Here is a 16,920-nt window from a genome sequence, read left to right as displayed (position 1 = left end):
AGTGATGCCTGACAGAAACTATCAAACACCTTTAAAAAAATGGCTGGGGCACTAGGATTCGAACCTAGGTATGGCGAGATCAAAACCCGCTGCCTTACCGCTTGGCGATGCCCCAACTAAGGATGGTGGCTATGACGGGATTCGAACCTGTGACCCCCGCATTATGAGTGCGATGCTCTAACCAACTGAGCTACATAGCCAACCTTGCTTCCGGTGAGTCGTTACCTCGTCACCGTGCGGGCCGAATTATGCGTATCTGGCTCTGGGGCGTCAACCATTTTTTTGCCAGAAAAACTCAATTTGAGTGCGTTTGGCCAGTTATTGGTCTCTGTTGCGCAAAAGCCCAACAATCTGCATTTTTTTACGTCATCTCCTGCTTTGGTGTAACGGCAAAAGATAAAAAGGGAGGCTTGTGAGGGTTGCCTTGTCATATGGGAGAGAGGAGAGGAAAGGGGGCTGCCACTGTGAGAGAAGAGTGTTTGGCTCCTTTCTATGTCGTCCAGTTGCTACTTTTTAAATCAATATCTTATTCGATGGTCACTCACGGCAGGGTTGTCTTGTGGGGATTTGCTGCTACAAATGGGTCAACAGGGAGATTTTTGGCATGCCACTAGCTTATCAAAGGCGCTTTTTGCGGTTTTGAGTGCTGCCTGCGTCGCCGCATTCCCCGATAGCAATATGGGGTGTTGTCATTTGAGTTCTGTATAAGTGGCTTCTGGCCGACAAGCCGGGAGTGAACGTCATTTTTGCGAGCAGTCTCACCCCTCTTTCCCCTGACGCAACCCGGTCAAGTCGGTAAGCTTGGCAGAGTCACCAAAGGCAAGGACGCCCGATGAACTTCACTTTTCGCCAGATCCGCTATTTCGTGGCCGTTGCCGACAGTCTGTCGGTCAGCCGCGCAGCCCAGGAGCTGCACATCTCCCAGTCCGCCGTCACCGGCGCCATTCGCGAGCTGGAGGAGGGGGTGGGCGCCACCCTGTTCGAGCGTGGCCCGCGCGGGGTGACGCTCACCCCTCAGGGTCACCAGTTTCTGCTCCATGCCCGGCGCATCCTCGGCGCCATGAGCGATGCGGCCCACTCTCTCAAAGGAACCGCACGGGAAGAGGAGGGAAGCCTCACCATAGGTGTCACCAGTCTGGTGGCGGGTTACTACCTCTCCGATGCCCTCGGCCGCTTTCGCCGCCTCTTTCCGGCTGTGCATATCGAAGTGAAAGAGGATGAGCAGGCGTTTCTCGAGCACCAGCTGGTCAATGGCGAGATCGATGTGGGGCTCTTGATGACCAACCGCACCATCCGCCACGAGGCGTTCGATACCGAGCTGCTGACCCGCTCACCGCTGCGGTTATGGCTGCCGGTCAATCACCCTCTCTGCGCCCAGCCCTCCATCTCGTTGACCGAGCTGGCCAACGAGCCGCTCATCGCCCTCACTGCCGACCAGATGGAACAGGTGATTCAGGCTGGCCTGCGTCGTTATGGCCTGCGGCCTCGTATCGTACTGCGCACCGGTTCGGTGGAGGCGGTGCGCAGTCTGGTGACCAGCCACCTTGGTCTGGCCCTGCTGCCGGATTTTGCCTATCGCCCCTGGTCGCTGGAGCAGGAGCGGGTGGAGGCGCGGGAGATCAAGGAGCCGATCCCCGCCATCGATATCGGACTGGTGTGGCGACGTGGCTCGCGTCTGCCGTGGGCGGCGCGCGAGTTTATTGAAATAGCCAAGGAGCAGGGACGGCTGCGCGCCCGGCTCGGGCCGGCCAGATAGGGTTCATACGACGTCGGTATCACTTTTACTGATAGCTTGGCCCCTGAAAATTGAAATTCTCATTGCTCTCTCCTTCCCCTACGCTCACTCAAGCGTTAACAGGATGTTAATTCACTACTGGAGAAGGAGATCACCATGAGACTGACTGCACTCTGTCTCGGATTGCTGGCGTCGTCCCTGCCGCTGCACGCAGCGCAGAAAGGGGAGGGACAGGTCGACATCGTCGCCTGGGCCGGCTACGTGGAGCGGGGCGAAACCGACAAGAACTACGACTGGGTGACCGGTTTCGAGCAGGCTACCGGCTGCAAGGTGACGGTCAAGACCGCCGCTACATCGGACGAGATGGTCGCCCTGATGAATGAAGGGGGCTTCGATCTGGTGACCGCCTCGGGAGATGCCAGTCTGCGTCTCATCGCCGGTGGCAAAGTGCAACCCCTCGATCTGTCGCGCATCCCCAGCTGGAGCAAGGTGGATCCCCGTCTGCAAAATGCCCCCTGGCACACGGTAAACGGCAAGCACTACGGCGTGCCCTACCAGTGGGGCTCCAACGTCCTGATGTACAACACCAAGGTCTTCCCCAAGGCCCCCGACTCCTGGTCCGTGGTATTCGAAGCTCAAACCCTGCCCGATGGCAAGCCCAACAAGGGGCGCATTCAGGCCTTTGATGGCCCCATCTATATCGCCGATGCCGCTCTCTATCTGATGACGCACAAGCCGGAGCTGGGGATCAAGGATCCCTATGAGCTGAACGAGGATCAGTACAAGGCTGCGCTGGAGCTGCTGCGCCAGCAGCGGCAGCTGGTCGGTCGCTACTGGCACGATGCCTTCGTGCAGATCGACGACTTCAAGAATGAAGGGGTGGTGGCGTCGAGTTCCTGGCCGTTCCAGGCCAATACGCTGGCCGCGGACAAGCAGCCGGTCGCCACCGTGGTGCCCAAAGAGGGGGTCACCGGCTGGGCCGATACCACCATGCTGCACGCCGAAGCCAAACACCCGGTTTGTGCCTATCAGTGGCTCGAACACTCCCTCGACAACAAGCTGCAGGGGGATCTCGCCTCCTGGTTTGGCTCCGTGCCTGTGGTTCCTGCGGCTTGTCAGGGTAATGCCCTGCTCGGCGCCGAAGGATGCAAGACCAACGGGGCTGACAACTTCGCCCGGGTGCACTTCTGGCGTACCCCGGTCAGCCAGTGCAAGAGCCAGGGTACCTGCGTCCCTTACTACCGCTGGGTCTCCGATTACATCGCCATTCTTGGCGGCCGCTGACACGTCCGGGCCGGCTTGCCGGCCCCTCACTCTGGAGTCAATTCATGCACGCAGTTCAGTTTGAACGGGTGAGCCGTCACTATGGCGCCGTCAAGGCGGTGGACGAGGTGTCGCTGGCCATCGCGCCGGGGGAGTTCTTCTCCCTGCTGGGGCCGAGCGGTTCCGGCAAGACCACCTGTCTGCGGATGCTGGCCGGGTTCGAGTACCCGACCGGTGGCACCATCCGCCTCTTTGGCGAGGAGTGCTCGACGCGTCCACCCTACGAGCGCCCTCTCAATACCGTTTTTCAGGATTACGCCCTATTTCCCAACATGAATGTGCGGGACAACATCGCCTACGGGCTGATGATCAAGGGGATCGACAAGGCCACCCGCCACCGCCGCGCCGACGAGATGCTCGAACTGGTACGCCTGCCCGGGGTGGGGGATCGCCGGCCGGGTCAGCTCTCCGGTGGTCAGCGCCAGCGCATCGCCATCGCGCGGGCCCTCATCAATCAGCCGCGGGTGCTGCTGCTGGATGAACCGCTCGGCGCCCTCGATCTCAAGCTGCGTGAGCAGATGCAGCTCGAACTCAAAGCACTGCAGCGCCAGCTCGGCATCACCTTTATCTTCGTGACCCACGATCAGCAGGAGGCGCTCTCCATGAGCGATCGCATCTGCATCTTCAATCAGGGTCGCATCGAGCAGGTCGCCTCTCCCGAGACCATCTACGACACGCCAGCGACCCCCTTCGTGGCCCGCTTTGTTGGCAGCGTCAACTTGTTTGAAGGGGAGGCCGCCCGCCGCCTCACCGGCCAGAGTGGTCAGGTGATGGTGCGCCCGGAGCGGATCCGGCTCGCCACGGCCGGAGTGCCCGGCTGGTCCGGCGAGGTGCGCGAGGTGGAGTATCTCGGCCCCTATGTGCGCTACCGGGTGCGCATCGACAGTGACATCGAACTCATCGTCAACCACCCCAACGAGGGACAGGCACGCCTGCCGCTCGGGGAGCGGGTCTCGCTGAGCTGGGCGGCACCCGCCGTGCATGCTCTGGGAGCGACCCCATGAACAGTGCGAGTCTGACCATGCCAACCGTGCTTCCCCCTGCACCGCTGCGTCGGCGCCTCTCGAACCTGCTTTATGGCCGTTCCGGTCTGCTGCTGGGGATCCTGCTCGGGCCGCCGCTCATCTGGCTTGGCCTCATCTATGCCGGCTCCCTGCTGATGCTGCTCTCCAACTCCTTTTTCGGGCTCGACGAGTTCAGCGGCCAGATCCGCCACGAGTTCACCTGGCAGAACTTTATCGATCTGGCGCGCCCCGAAAACCGGGATGTGATCCTGCGTACCGTGGTCATGTCCTTGCTGGTGACGCTGGCCTGCGCCCTGATCGCCTTTCCGATTGCCTATTACATGGCGCGCTACACCAGAGGGCGGCAGCGGGCTTTTTTCTATATCGCCATCATGCTGCCGCTCTGGTCGAGCTATCTGGTGCGGGTCTACGCCTGGAAGCTGATCCTCGCCAAGGAGGGGGCGGTGAACTGGCTGGCGGGTCAGCTGGGGCTGGACGGGGTGTTGCAGGCACTGCTCAGCCTGCCGGAGATTGGCGGCCCTTCGCTGTCATTCTCACGGATCGGCACCTTTATCGTCTTCGTCTATGTCTGGCTCCCCTTCATGATCCTGCCTATTCAGGCGGCCGTGGAGCGGATCCCTCTCTCCCTCATCGAGGCGAGCGCCGATCTCGGGGCCACTCCGGGGCAGACCTTCCGTACCCTGCTGCTGCCGCTGGCGCTGCCGGGGGTAGTGGCCGGCTCCATCTTCACCTTTTCGCTGACCCTTGGCGACTACATCATCCCGGGCATTATCGGCAACTCCACCCTCTACATCGGTCAGGTGGTCTACATGCAGCAGGGGACGGCGGGCAACCTGCCTTTCGCCGCGGCTTTCTCGCTGGTGCCCATCCTTATCATCGCCGTCTATCTGATGGTGGCAAAACGTCTGGGGGCTTTCGATGCGCTTTGATCAACCGGGTCGTACCCTGCGGGTGGCCGCTTACGGCGGGCTTGCCTTCCTGCACTTTCCGATCCTCTTTATCTTTCTCTATGCCTTCACCACCGAGAGCAAGAGTTACCAGTTCCCGCCGCCGGGCTTTACCCTTCACTGGGTTGCGGTGACCTTTGAGCGGCCCGATGTCTGGCGCGCCATCCAGCTCTCGCTGGAGGTGGCGAGTCTTGCCACTCTGGTTGCCCTGCTGTTGGGGACGCTGGCAGCTGCCGCCATCGCTCGCAGCCGCTTCTTCGGTCAGGAGATGGTCTCGCTGATGCTGATCCTGCCTATCGCCCTGCCGGGGATAGTGACCGGTCTGGCGCTGCGTTCGGCCTACGGTGCGCTGGAGATCCCCTTCAGCTTCTGGACCATCGTCATCGGCCACGCCACCTTCTGCGTGGTGGTGGTCTACAACAATGCGTTGGCCCGTTTTCGCCGTACCAACCGCTCGCTCATCGAGGCATCGATGGATCTCGGGGCCGACGGTTTCCAGACCGTGCGTTACGTCATCCTGCCCAACATCGCCACTGCGCTGCTGGCGGGGGGCATGCTGGCCTTTGCCCTCAGCTTTGACGAGGTGATCGTCACCACCTTTACCGCCGGCCAGCAGACTACGCTGCCCATCTGGATGTATCAGGAGCTGATCCGGCCGCGAGATCGCCCGGTCACCAACGTGGTTGCCCTTATCATCGTCGCCGTCACCACGGTGCCGATCCTGCTCGCCTATTACTTGACCCGCGATGGCAACGACGCCGTGCGCTAATTACCAAGGAAGGTTATTCATGAATATTTCGACCCAGCAACTTATCGACGGCCAGTTTGTAACAGGGGAGGGCCCGAGCGAACCGGTACTCAATCCTGCAACCGGTGAGATGATTGTCCAGCTGCCGGAGGCCTCCTTCGAGCAGGTGAGCCGCGCCGTCAACGCCGCCCAACGCGCTTTTGGCACCTGGCGTCACACTACGCCGGCGACCCGCAGCAACCTGCTGCTGCGCCTTGCCGCCGCCATCGAGGAGCGGGCCGAGGCCTTCGCAGCCATCGAATCCCTCAACTGCGGCAAACCCTATGCGGCCGTGCTGGGTGACGAGTTGCCGGCGGTAGTCGACTGTTTCCGCTTCTTTGCCGGTGCCGCTCGCTGTCTGCACGGGCCGCTGGCGGGCGAGTACCTCGACGGCCACACCAGCATGATCCGCCGCGATCCCATCGGGGTGGTGGGCAGCATCGCCCCTTGGAACTATCCGCTGATGATGGCGGCCTGGAAGATTGCCCCCGTGCTGGCGGCCGGCAATACGGTGGTGCTCAAGCCATCGGAGCAGACCCCGCTGAGCGCCCTGCTGCTGGCGGAGATTGCCAGCGAGATCTTCCCGCGCGGGGTGATCAACATCATCTGCGGCCGTGGCGAGAGTGTGGGGGCGCCAATGGTGGAGCATCCGCTGGTGCGGATGGTGTCGCTCACCGGCGATATCGCCACCGGTCAGAAGATCCTGCAGAGCGCGGCGCGCACCATGAAGCGCACCCATCTCGAACTGGGTGGCAAAGCGCCGGTCATCATCTTTGACGATGCGGATCTCGATGCGGTGGTGGCTGGCATTCGCACCTTCGGTTTCTACAATGCCGGACAGGATTGCACCGCCGCCTGCCGCATCTATGTGCAGAACAAGTTGCACGACCGCTTCGTCGCCGCCCTGACCGATGCCGTCTCCTCCATCAAGGTGGGTACCCAGCATGAAGAGGGGGTCGAGATGGGGCCGCTTATCTCCGATCGCCAGCGCCATCGGGTGGCGAGCTTTGTCGAACGGGCCGTCACCAGCGGCCATATGGAGGTGACTACCGGCGGGCGGATGCGCCCCGGCAGCGGCTTCTTCTACGAGCCGACCCTGATCGTGGGAGCCCGACAGGAAGACGAGATCGTGCGCCGCGAAGTGTTCGGCCCTGTGGTGTCGGTGACCCGTTTCAGCGACGCCGAGCAGGTGGTGCAGTGGGCCAACGACTCCGACTATGGTCTCGCCTCCTCGGTCTGGACCCGCGATCTGGGGCTGGCCCACAAGGTGGCGGCGGGGCTTCAGTATGGCTGCACCTGGATCAACACCCACTTCATGCTGGCCACCGAGATGCCTCACGGCGGGATGAAGATGTCCGGTTACGGCAAGGACCTCTCCCTCTATGCGCTGGAGGATTACACGGTACCGCGCCACATCATGGTCAAGCTCTAGTAATCGGCTCTGAGCCACGGCCTGGTGAAAGTGGCAAGGCCGCGTTGCAATGCGCAAAAGAAAAAGCCCATCCGTTGCCGGATGGGCTTTTGTTTTCCCGGGCCGCAAACTGCGGCCAGCGCAGGATTAGACGTTGAACAGGAAGTTCATGATGTCGCCATCTTTGACGATGTAGTCCTTGCCTTCGGCGCGCATCTTGCCCGCTTCTTTGGCACCCTGCTCACCCTTGTAGGTGATGAAGTCTTCAAAGGCGATGGTCTGGGCACGGATAAAGCCCTTCTCGAAGTCGGTGTGGATCTTGCCAGCCGCTTGCGGGGCAGTAGCGCCGACCGGAATGGTCCATGCACGTACCTCTTTCACGCCGGCGGTGAAGTAGGTCTGCAGGTTCAGCAGCTGGTAGCCGGAGCGGATAACACGGTTCAGACCCGGCTCTTCGATGCCAAGGTCGGCCATGAACTCGGCGCGATCTTCGTCGTCCAGCTCGGCGATGTCAGCTTCGATGGCGCAACAGACGACCACGACAACCGCGTTCTCGGCGGCAGCAATCTCGCGCACCTTGTCCAGATAGGGGTTGTTCTCGAAACCATCTTCCGCCACGTTGGCGATGTACATGGTGGGCTTGAGGGTCAGGAAGTTGAGGTGGCTGACAGCGGCCAGCTCTTCCTTGTCCAGCTTCATGCCGCGGATCATCTGACCGTTTTCCAGCGCGACCTTGATCTTCTCCAGGGTTTCGACTTCCAGCTTGGCATCCTTGTCGCCGCCCTTGGCGCGCTTGGACTGGCGGTGAATGGCGCGCTCGCAGGCGTCCAGATCCGACAGGGCCAGCTCGGTGTTGATTACTTCGATGTCGTCGGCAGGGGAGACCTTGCCGGCAACGTGGATGATGTTTTCGTCGTCGAAGCAGCGCACAACGTGGCCGATCGCTTCGGTTTCACGGATGTTGGCCAGGAACTGGTTGCCCAGACCTTCACCCTTGGAGGCTCCGGCTACCAGACCGGCGATGTCGACGAATTCCATGGTGGTAGGCACAACGCGCTGCGGATTGATGATGGCCGCCAGCTGGTCGAGGCGCGGGTCCGGCATCGGTACTACACCTGTGTTCGGTTCGATGGTGCAGAACGGGAAGTTGGCGGCTTCGATACCGGCCTTGGTCAGCGCGTTGAACAGGGTGGATTTGCCTACATTGGGCAGGCCCACGATACCGCATTTAAAACCCATGGATTGTTACCTTACTTGATGGATGCTGTGAGGCTCGCCCGCAGGCGGCCCGTGTCATGCTTTATTCGGCCTTGAAGCTGTGCAGCCGGTTCATGGCCTTGGTCATATCTTGTTTGAACAGGATGTCGGTGGCACGCAGGGACTCGTCCAGTGCGGCATCGATCAGGTTCTGTTCACTGCTGGGCGCCTTGGTCAGGACGAAGCCGGCGACCAGCTCCTTGGCTCCGGGATGGCCGATCCCGAGGCGCAGCCGGAAGAAGTTATTGTTGTTGCCCATCTTGGCGATGATGTCCTTGAGGCCGTTATGGCCGCCGTGACCACCGCCCTGCTTGAACTTGGCGATGCCCGGGGGCAGATCCAGTTCATCATGGGCTACCAGAATCGCTTCCGGCTCAATCTGATAAAAACGCGCCAGAGCGGCGACCGCCTTGCCGGAGAGGTTCATGTAGGTGTTCGGGATGAGCAGTCGCACATCCTGCCCATCAACCAGAATGCGGGCAGTGTGGCCGAAGAACTTGGGCTCTTCGCGCAGGCTGACATTGTGCCAGCGGGCCAGTTGCTCCACATACCAGGCGCCCGCATTGTGGCGGGTTTTGGCATATTCCGGGCCGGGATTGCCCAGTCCGACGATCAGTTTGATTTGGCTTGTCACGCTTGATGTCTTCACTCGCAGCTGCCATGGGCACACTACCCAGGGCAATAGGACGCAATATTCTAGCCGCCGAGTGGCGATCACTCAACCAATGTGCATGTTATGGCGGGATTTGAGCGATTTTGGCGGCCAATGGATGACAAACGGGCCTCTTGCGAGAGGCCCGTTCTATGTCGATTTGCTGATGACCCGGTTATTTGGCGCGCAGCAGGGTGACCGTTTCCTCATCCAGCGCGGTCAGGGTGGGGCGGGCATCGCGCACATACTCCACGAAGGAGGCAGCATCGGTACCGCAATCGACCCCGGCGGCCTTGCAGTCGAGGGATTTGCTCGGAGCATAGACGGCGCCGAGCAGCTCGCCGTTTTGTGCAACTCTCAGCACCGGGAAGGCTGTCAGCTTGCCGTTGACGCTGGCGATGTCGACCCGCTCGCTCTTCTGACGCTGGGCATTGGCCAGTGCCTGCCAGCCGTCGTTGCCGTTGGCGCTGTAGGCGTTCATCACCACGCGATAGCGCTGGCTATCCACCAGATCCTGCCACTCGCCGCTCGCCGTCTTGTGCTGCAACTGGGTCAGGGTGCCCGCTTTGCCTGCGCTGGTCTCCTGGAAGGTGTAGCGCAGGTGGCCACCATAGGGGAACTTGCCAGCATGGGCGCTGGCGGGCAGGGTGGCGGTGATGGTTTCGGTCAGCAGGGCACGCACCTCGGCTCCGGTCAGGGTCAGCACCGCGAGCTGGTTCTTGAACGGCAGCAGAGTGAGGGAGCTATCCCCCTCGCGCCACTCGCCGGCCGGCAGCTCGGCGCGCACGCCACCCACCGCTACCAGTGCGAAGTCGACCGGACCGCCGGTCAGGGCCTGAACAGCCGGGGTATTGGCCCAGTAGAACTCCCCTTCGGCAACCAGCGGTGCCACGTCGGAGCCATGGCTGTCGCTGCCGTTGTCGCCGGGACGACGGGCATTTTGCAGCTGGGCGGGAATGGTGCCGATCACCGGGCCATAGGCCTTCTCCAGCGCCGGTTTGTAGTGGCTGTCGATGATGCCGCGCAGGCGGGGATCTTCATCCACGGTAACTAGGTTGGGCTGGTTGTCGACGAACTGACTCGCCTCCTTGCTGCGGTTTTCGTCGAGGGGCTGCTTGCGCGCCGCATCGGCGAAAAAGTCACGGCTGGCCAGCAGGCTGTTGTGGCCCTGACAGTCGGTCACATGACCCTGACCATCAAAGCTCACCTGAGCCAGACCAATGGCCTGGGCGTAGGAGCCAGCCTGCACCACGCAGGTCTTGCCGATGCCGTCCGGGTTGGTCACCAGCTTGGCGTATTCACCGGTGTTGCCCCAGCCGATATTGCGAAAATCGCCGAGCAGGCTGTGGGAGTGACCACCGACGATGGCATCAATGCCGTTTACCTTGGCGGCCAGCGCCAGATCCCGCTCGTTGCCGATGTGGGTGAGCGCCACGATCTGGTGGATCCCCTTGGCTTGCAGCATATCCACCGTGGCCTGGGCAGATTCAACCTCTTTGGCAAAGCGCAGCTTGCCGACGTTGGGCGCAATGTTGCCCATATCTTCCAGCACCAGACCGATGACAGCGACCAGCTGTTTGCCTTGCGGCAGGTTGTTGATGTCGGTGACCGGGCTCTTCTGGTTGCCGTCAAAGGCGTAGACAGTGAAAGGCTTGAGATTGGCAACCTTGCTGAGGGCGGGGTCGGCCTTGGTATCGAGGTTGGCGGCCAGCACCGGGAAGTTGACCCCCTTGATGAAGCGGGCCAGCTTCTGGTTGTCGAGATCGAATTCGTGGTTGCCAAGGGCCATGGCATCGAGGCCGAACTGGTTGAGCAGCTCGGCGTTGGCCATCCCCTCGTTGAGCTTGAAGTAGCCGCTGCCCTGCCAGGCATCGCCGCCGTGCAGCAGCAGCATGGCGTGGTTCTGGGCCAGCGCATCGGCCTGATAGGCCTTGGCCATGGTCAGCAGCCGCGGGTAGCCGCCAAAACGGGTGTAGAGGGTATCTGTCTCTCCCTCCTTGGCAAAGATATGCCCCTTCAGCTCGGCGTTGACCGGGTCAAACTGGGAGTGGGTATCGTTCATGTGAGCCAGCGTCAGCACGAAGGGCTGATTTTCTTTGGCAGGCTGACAGGCGAAGAGGGCGGAGGTCAGGGTCGCAAGCAGGAGGGGGCGCAAGCCATTCATGGGTAAATCCTTAACACCTGCCACAGGCAGGGTCGTACATATAGCCGGGGTCTAGAAAGACGAAAACCGCCTGATGGCGGTTTTCGTTATTGCTGAATCTATCAATGCTCAAACATGGCAGAGATGGACTCTTCGTTGCTGATGCGACGAATGGCTTCGGCCAGAACAGTCGAGAGGGTCAGCTGTTTGACTTTGCCAACTGCCTTCATCTCCGCGGTGAGCGGGATGGAGTCAGTGATGATCAGTTCGTCGATCACGGAGTTCTTGATGTTCTCGACGGCAGAACCGGAGAAGACCGGGTGGGTAGCGTAGGCGAATACACGCTTGGCACCGCGCTCTTTCAGGGCTTCTGCAGCTTTGCACAGAGTGCCGCCGGTATCGATCATGTCGTCAACGATGATGCAGTCGCGGCCGGCAACGTCACCAATCAGGTGCATGACCTGAGAGACGTTCGGGCGAGGACGACGCTTGTCGATGATGGCGATGTCGGTATCGTCCAGCAGCTTGGCGATGGCGCGGGCGCGCACTACGCCGCCGATGTCCGGCGATACGACGACAGGGGACTCGAGGTTCTTGGACTTCATGTCTTCGAGCAGCACCGGGCTACCGAATACGTTGTCTACCGGAACGTCGAAGAAGCCCTGGATTTGCTCGGCATGCAGGTCAACGGTCAGCACGCGATCCACACCCACGCTGGAGAGGAAGTCAGCGACAACCTTGGCGGTGATGGGCACACGGGCGGAGCGGACGCGACGGTCCTGACGGGCATAACCAAAATAGGGGATTACGGCAGTGATACGGCCAGCTGAAGCACGACGCAGTGCATCCACCATGACGATCAATTCCATCAAATTGTCGTTGGTCGGGGCACAGGTGGATTGAATGATGAAGATATCGCCACCACGTACATTCTCGTTGATCTGTACGCTGATCTCGCCGTCGCTAAAGCGACCTACGGCAGCATTGCCGAGTTTGATAAACAGGCGATCTGCGATCTTCTGGGCTAGTTCCGGCGTTGCGTTACCAGCAAACAGCTTCATGTCAGGCACGGTTTGAAACCTCGGGGTTGCATCCAGTATGTGGGGGAGTCTGAAATCAGACCCTTATCGTTTTGGGGCAAACGATTTAGCCAGACAACGAGCAAGGGATTAGCCGCATCGGGATGGCAGAAAGGGGGGTGAGCCCTGCGACGTGGGCGAGCACGACATCGCCCGCGTCACTGCCATCAGATCAAATTGGCTGGGGTACTAGGATTCGAACCTAGGGATGGCGAGATCAAAACCCGCTGCCTTACCGCTTGGCGATACCCCAATCATTTGAATTGTTGCAAAGTGGCGAGGAGTGGTGATATGTTCTCGCCCTTGGCGACAAACCCATCCAGCCCCTTCGGCACTCTGGCCAACACTTCCCGAGCAGTCACTTCGTCTTCAAACTGAGCAAAGACGCAGGCTCCTGTGCCCGTCATTCTTGACGGCGCGTATTCTAGCAACCAGCCGAGCGCATTGGCAACCTCGGGGTGGCGCTTTTTCACGAGTGCTTCGCAATCGTTTTTCCACTCCCCCTCCATCAGGTTGTGCAAAGCCATCTTCGGAGTGGCTCTGGGCAGGTCCGGATCCTGGAACACGACAGCGGTTGCCACATGGCAATCCGGCTTGAGCACCAGATACCATGACTCGGGCAATTCGACCGGTTGCAGCCGCTCGCCAACCCCTTCGGCAAAGGCCGCCCGGCCACGGACAAAGACCGGCACATCGGCGCCCAGCTGCACGCCAAGCGCTGCCAGTTCATCTTCGTCAAGACCAGCCTGCCAGAGGTGGTTAAGCGCAACCAGCGTGGTGGCCGCATCGGACGAACCGCCACCGATACCACCGCCCATGGGTAGTACCTTCTCCAGCCGGATATGGGCTCCCTGCGGGCTCGGCAGCTTTGCTTGCAGCAGGCGGGCAGCACGGATGATGAGGTTCTGTTCATCAGGTACGCCGGGAATGGCCGGGCTCAGAGTGAGGGTGTCGCTATCTGGAATCACCTCGAATTCGAGCCAGTCACCGTGGTTGAGGAAGATGAACAGGGTCTGCAGCTCGTGGTAGCCATCCGGACGACGGCCATTGACGTGCAGGAACAGGTTGAGTTTGGCCGGTGCCGGCCAGCGTGTGGAAGCCATTAGCGTGCAAGAGTCCATTGGTTGATCTGAAGCTTGAGGCGGCTGCCCTGACCGGTCATGGTCAGCTGGTGGGGCAGGCGGTAGCCATCCTGATCCCGATAGTCGCCATAGACGATCTGCCACTGGCCATCGCGGACGCGGGCCAGACTGCTGTCGGGGTTGAGCTCGAAGTCGGCCTCGCCCGGCAGCCCCTTGATCCACTCCGGCAGTCCGGCGACCGGAATGTTCCAGCCGGTGAGCTGATAGATAAGCCCTTCGGCATCCTGGCTCTGGTGACGCTTGCCCTCGCTGTCGATCAGGGTGATCTCGCCCTTGCTGCGGGAGAGTTCGAGAATGCTGGTGCCGATCAGGCTGGTGAGGTTGAGCCGATAATCATCGCCATCCTGCTGCCAGTTGAGGCGGGCGCTGCCCTTTTGCTGGGGGGTGATGATGGCCATCTTGCCGGAAAGCTCCCAATGGGTGAGCTGTTCGAGGCGGGTTCGCTCCTGATCCCAGTTCACCTGGGCCCGCTGGGGCTGGGTGGTGGCACAACCGCCAAGGATCAGCAGGCAGGCGAGGGTAAAAATACGTAGCAGCAAGAGAAGGCTCCAGAGAGAGGAATTTGCCACAGTATACGGGGCGGCCGTATTGCTTTTAAAGACTTACCCTTTCTCGTACAATTGGCAGCCTTTGCACCCAGCGTATGAAATGATCGTCGCCCACTCATGAGTTTGCTTGCCCTCGGAATCAACCACAACACCGCCAGTGTCGCCTTGCGGGAGCGGGTCGCCTTTGGCCCGGACTGCATCGATCGCGCCTTGCGTGAGCTGGTGAACCAACCCGGCATCAACGAGGCGGTGATCGTCTCCACCTGCAACCGGACCGAGCTTTACTGCAATCTGGCCGGTGAACAGCAGGGCGAGGTGCTGCGCTGGCTGCAGCAGTTCCACGGGCTGGATGCGGCCGAACTGGTCAGCGCCATTTACCAGCACCATGACGAAGAGGCGGTGCGCCACCTGATGCGGGTGGCGTGCGGGCTCGACTCGCTGGTGCTGGGAGAGCCGCAGATCCTCGGCCAGATCAAGCAATCCTACGCCCATGCCCAGCAGGCGGAGTCGGTGAAGGGGGCGCTGGAGCGGCTGTTCCAGAAATCCTTCTCGGTGGCCAAACGGGTGCGTACCGATACCGAGATTGGCGCGAGCGCCGTGTCGGTGGCTTTTGCGGCCGTCAGCCTTGGCCGCCGCATCTTTGCCGATCTCTCCCAGACCAAGGTATTGCTGGTCGGTGCTGGCGAAACCATCGAGCTGGTGGCCCGCCATCTGCGCGAACAGAACGTGACCCAGATGATGGTGGCCAACCGGACTCTGCAACGGGCCCAGACCCTGGCTGCCGAATTTGGCGCCCAGGTGATGACGCTCGAAGAGATCCCCGATTATCTGCATGAGGCGGATATCGTCATCAGCTCGACCGCGAGCCCGCTGCCCATCATCGGCAAGGGGATGGTGGAGCGTGCCCTCAAGGCCCGCCGCTTCAAGCCGATGTTTCTGGTCGATATCGCCGTACCGCGCGACATCGAGGCGGAAGTGGATGAGCTCTCCGACGCCTATCTCTACACGGTGGATGACCTGCAGGGGATCATCGAGCAGAACTTGGAGACCCGCAAACGGGCCGCGGCACAAGCCGAGGTAATCGTGCAGGAGGAGCGCGACGAGTTCATGGGCTGGTATCGCGGCCAGAGCTCGGTCGATCTCATTCGCGACTACCGTCAGCAGTCCCAGCAGGTTGCTGACGAAGAGTTGCAACGCGCCCTGCTGGCACTGGCCCAGGGCGAGAGTGCCGAGCAGGCGCTCAAGGCGATGGCCCATCGCCTCACCAACAAGTTGATCCATGCGCCGACCCAGGCCCTGCGCCAGGCGGCCTCCCAGGGCGACGAGAGTGCGCTGTCCCGTCTGCGGCAGGCACTGGGGTTGTCACAAGAGTAATTTTTCGGGGCTACCATGCTGGTGGTCCCGTCCTCCATTTGAGATTGCAAGAGTTATGAATCCGTCACTGATCAGAAAGCTGGAAGGCCTCATCGAGCGCCACGAAGAAGTTCAGGCCATGCTCGGCGAGCCCGACGTGGTCTCGGATCAGGAGCGCTATCGCGCCCTGACCCGTGAATATGCCCAGCTGGAAGATATCGTTCACGCCTTCCAGCGTTTCCGTCAGGCGCAGGATGATCTGGAGACGACCCAGATGATGCTGGAAGAGGATGATGCCGACCTGCGCGAGATGGCGCAGGAGGAGCTGCCGCTCGCCAAGGCCAATCTGGAGGCGCTGGAGCAGGAGCTGCAAGTGATGCTGCTGCCCAAGGATCCCAAGGATGACAACAACTGCTATCTGGAGATCCGGGCCGGAGCCGGCGGTGATGAAGCGGCCATCTTTGCAGGCGACCTGTTCCGCATGTACTCCCGCTTTGCCGAGCGTCAGGGCTGGCGCGTCTCCATCGTCAGCTGCAACGACGGGGAATATGGCGGTTACAAGGAGGTCATCGCCAAGATCGACGGCGAGCGTGTCTATGGCCGTCTCAAGTTTGAATCCGGTGGTCACCGGGTACAGCGGGTGCCGGAGACCGAATCTCAGGGTCGGGTGCACACCTCCGCCTGTACCGTCGCGGTGCTGCCGGAAGTGCCGGAAGCCGAGCAGATCGAGATCAACCCTTCCGACTTGAAGATCGACACCTTCCGCGCCTCCGGTGCCGGTGGTCAGCACGTCAACAAGACCGACTCGGCCATTCGCATCACCCACCTGCCGACCGGGCTGGTGGTGGAGTGTCAGGACGAACGCTCCCAGCACAAGAACCGCGCCAAGGCGATGTCGGTACTCTCTGCCCGCCTGCAGGCGGCTGAGGATGAGCGCCATCGCGCCGCCGAGCAGAGCACCCGCCGCAATCTGGTGGGCTCCGGTGATCGCTCCGAGCGCATCCGGACCTACAACTATCCGCAGGGCCGTCTCTCCGAGCACCGTATCAACCTGACCCTGTACCGCCTCTCCGAAATTTTGGAAGGGGACCTGGACTGCGTTATCACGCCGCTGGTGCAGGAGTATCAGGCCGACCAGCTCGCCTCGCTGGCCGAGAGCAATTGATGCAAATGCGGAACCGGCAAGTTCGCATTAAGTGTTGTGCCCATAACATGGAGCAGCACTGATGCAGATCCAGCAGGCTCGTGCCCATATCATGACCGTACTGGCAGGGGGAGAGTCCCCTCGCGCCGATGCCGATGTGCTGCTCTGTCATCTGCTCGACTGCCGGCGCAGCTATCTGATGACCTGGCCCGAACGCGAGCTGGATGCCGCCCAGCAGGCCACCCTGCAGACGTGGCTGGCCCGTCGTCTCAACGGCGAGCCCATCGCTCATCTCGTTGGCGAGCGGGAGTTCTGGTCGCTGCCCCTGAAAGTGAGTCCGGCGACCCTGATCCCTGTCTCTTATACACATCTCC

Annotated in this window: 13 protein-coding genes, 3 tRNA genes and 1 pseudogene; 8 read left to right on the top strand and 9 right to left on the bottom strand. The window is 61.2% G+C overall.

Annotated features, from left to right (window positions below):
* Positions 1–40: 40 nt before the first annotated feature.
* Together AACR93_RS02085 and AACR93_RS02080 are read right to left on the bottom strand one after the other, a co-directional pair.
* Positions 41–115 (bottom strand) — tRNA-Gln (locus tag AACR93_RS02085).
* Positions 116–123: 8 nt separating this feature from the next.
* Positions 124–200, bottom strand: a tRNA-Met gene (locus AACR93_RS02080).
* A 632-nt stretch (positions 201–832) separates the two neighbouring features.
* Between AACR93_RS02080 and AACR93_RS02075 the strand changes: the two genes are divergently transcribed.
* The 6 genes from AACR93_RS02075 (at position 833) to AACR93_RS02050 (ending at position 7,249) form a co-directional block, all read left to right on the top strand.
* Positions 833–1,756, top strand: coding sequence for a LysR family transcriptional regulator (locus tag AACR93_RS02075; RefSeq protein WP_033115308.1), 924 nt, complete (start codon positions 833–835; stop codon positions 1,754–1,756).
* A gap of 135 nt (positions 1,757–1,891) precedes the next feature.
* Positions 1,892–3,019: an ABC transporter substrate-binding protein gene (locus tag AACR93_RS02070; RefSeq protein ID WP_033115309.1), complete on the top strand. Its 1,128-nt coding sequence runs from the start codon at positions 1,892–1,894 to the stop codon at positions 3,017–3,019.
* Between the two features lie 44 nt (positions 3,020–3,063).
* Positions 3,064–4,062, top strand: a complete 999-nt coding sequence (locus tag AACR93_RS02065; RefSeq protein ID WP_041210697.1) for an ABC transporter ATP-binding protein — start codon at positions 3,064–3,066, stop codon at positions 4,060–4,062.
* Positions 4,059–5,012, top strand: a complete 954-nt coding sequence (locus tag AACR93_RS02060; RefSeq protein WP_043852215.1) for an ABC transporter permease — start codon at positions 4,059–4,061, stop codon at positions 5,010–5,012. The genes AACR93_RS02065 and AACR93_RS02060 overlap by 4 nt, the downstream gene beginning before the upstream one ends.
* A complete protein-coding gene (locus tag AACR93_RS02055) occupies positions 5,002–5,799 on the top strand; it encodes an ABC transporter permease (protein ID WP_033115312.1) in 798 nt (265 codons plus the stop codon). The genes AACR93_RS02060 and AACR93_RS02055 overlap by 11 nt, the downstream gene beginning before the upstream one ends.
* A gap of 19 nt (positions 5,800–5,818) precedes the next feature.
* Complete coding sequence (locus AACR93_RS02050; protein WP_043852214.1) at positions 5,819–7,249, top strand: gamma-aminobutyraldehyde dehydrogenase; 1,431 nt, start codon at positions 5,819–5,821, stop codon at positions 7,247–7,249.
* A gap of 126 nt (positions 7,250–7,375) precedes the next feature.
* On the opposite strand, the gene ychF is transcribed toward AACR93_RS02050, so the two are convergent.
* From ychF to lolB, 7 genes and pseudogenes are all read right to left on the bottom strand, one after another.
* Entirely contained in the window at positions 7,376–8,467 is a 1,092-nt protein-coding gene (gene ychF, locus AACR93_RS02045; RefSeq protein ID WP_033115314.1) for a redox-regulated ATPase YchF, read from the bottom strand.
* 61 nt (positions 8,468–8,528) lie between these two features.
* Positions 8,529–9,119, bottom strand: coding sequence for an aminoacyl-tRNA hydrolase (gene pth / locus AACR93_RS02040; RefSeq protein ID WP_033115315.1), 591 nt, complete (start codon positions 9,117–9,119; stop codon positions 8,529–8,531).
* 193 nt (positions 9,120–9,312) lie between these two features.
* Positions 9,313–11,301: a bifunctional metallophosphatase/5'-nucleotidase gene (locus AACR93_RS02035; protein ID WP_043852213.1), complete on the bottom strand. Its 1,989-nt coding sequence runs from the start codon at positions 11,299–11,301 to the stop codon at positions 9,313–9,315.
* A gap of 101 nt (positions 11,302–11,402) precedes the next feature.
* Positions 11,403–12,350, bottom strand: a complete 948-nt coding sequence (locus tag AACR93_RS02030; protein WP_005343846.1) for a ribose-phosphate pyrophosphokinase — start codon at positions 12,348–12,350, stop codon at positions 11,403–11,405.
* 187 nt (positions 12,351–12,537) lie between these two features.
* A tRNA-Gln gene (locus AACR93_RS02025) sits at positions 12,538–12,612 on the bottom strand.
* Positions 12,592–13,462, bottom strand: a pseudogene (ispE, locus tag AACR93_RS02020) (4-(cytidine 5'-diphospho)-2-C-methyl-D-erythritol kinase). The gene AACR93_RS02025 and the pseudogene ispE overlap by 21 nt, the downstream one beginning before the upstream one ends.
* The gene (gene lolB, locus AACR93_RS02015) at positions 13,462–14,040 is read right to left on the bottom strand and encodes a lipoprotein insertase outer membrane protein LolB (RefSeq protein ID WP_033115318.1); all 579 of its coding nucleotides are present in this window, start codon (positions 14,038–14,040) and stop codon (positions 13,462–13,464) included. The pseudogene ispE and the gene lolB overlap by 1 nt, the downstream one beginning before the upstream one ends.
* Positions 14,041–14,166: 126 nt before the next feature.
* On the opposite strand from lolB, the gene hemA reads away from it, so the two are divergent.
* Together hemA and prfA are read left to right on the top strand one after the other, a co-directional pair.
* The gene (gene hemA / locus AACR93_RS02010) at positions 14,167–15,423 is read left to right on the top strand and encodes a glutamyl-tRNA reductase (RefSeq protein WP_042030053.1); all 1,257 of its coding nucleotides are present in this window, start codon (positions 14,167–14,169) and stop codon (positions 15,421–15,423) included.
* A gap of 55 nt (positions 15,424–15,478) precedes the next feature.
* Positions 15,479–16,567, top strand: a complete 1,089-nt coding sequence (prfA, locus tag AACR93_RS02005) for a peptide chain release factor 1 (protein WP_033115320.1) — start codon at positions 15,479–15,481, stop codon at positions 16,565–16,567.
* The last annotated feature ends 353 nt before the right edge of the window (positions 16,568–16,920 follow it).

It is taken from the genome of Aeromonas sp. L_1B5_3 (genome assembly GCF_963866575.1).
GTDB classification, from domain to species: domain Bacteria; phylum Pseudomonadota; class Gammaproteobacteria; order Enterobacterales; family Aeromonadaceae; genus Aeromonas; species Aeromonas jandaei.
The sequence above is the reverse complement of the archived record's forward strand: the minus strand, read 5'-3'. Positions and strand labels throughout refer to the sequence as shown.

Coding starts and splice junctions, on each gene's coding strand:
- AACR93_RS02075 (WP_033115308.1), top strand. CDS start 833: ATGAACTTCACTTTTCGCCAGATCCGCTATTTCGTGGCCGTTGCCGAC.
- AACR93_RS02070 (WP_033115309.1), top strand. CDS start 1,892: ATGAGACTGACTGCACTCTGTCTCGGATTGCTGGCGTCGTCCCTGCCG.
- AACR93_RS02065 (WP_041210697.1), top strand. CDS start 3,064: ATGCACGCAGTTCAGTTTGAACGGGTGAGCCGTCACTATGGCGCCGTC.
- AACR93_RS02060 (WP_043852215.1), top strand. CDS start 4,059: ATGAACAGTGCGAGTCTGACCATGCCAACCGTGCTTCCCCCTGCACCG.
- AACR93_RS02055 (WP_033115312.1), top strand. CDS start 5,002: ATGCGCTTTGATCAACCGGGTCGTACCCTGCGGGTGGCCGCTTACGGC.
- AACR93_RS02050 (WP_043852214.1), top strand. CDS start 5,819: ATGAATATTTCGACCCAGCAACTTATCGACGGCCAGTTTGTAACAGGG.
- ychF (WP_033115314.1), bottom strand. CDS start 8,467: ATGGGTTTTAAATGCGGTATCGTGGGCCTGCCCAATGTAGGCAAATCC.
- AACR93_RS02035 (WP_043852213.1), bottom strand. CDS start 11,301: ATGAATGGCTTGCGCCCCCTCCTGCTTGCGACCCTGACCTCCGCCCTC.
- hemA (WP_042030053.1), top strand. CDS start 14,167: ATGAGTTTGCTTGCCCTCGGAATCAACCACAACACCGCCAGTGTCGCC.
- prfA (WP_033115320.1), top strand. CDS start 15,479: ATGAATCCGTCACTGATCAGAAAGCTGGAAGGCCTCATCGAGCGCCAC.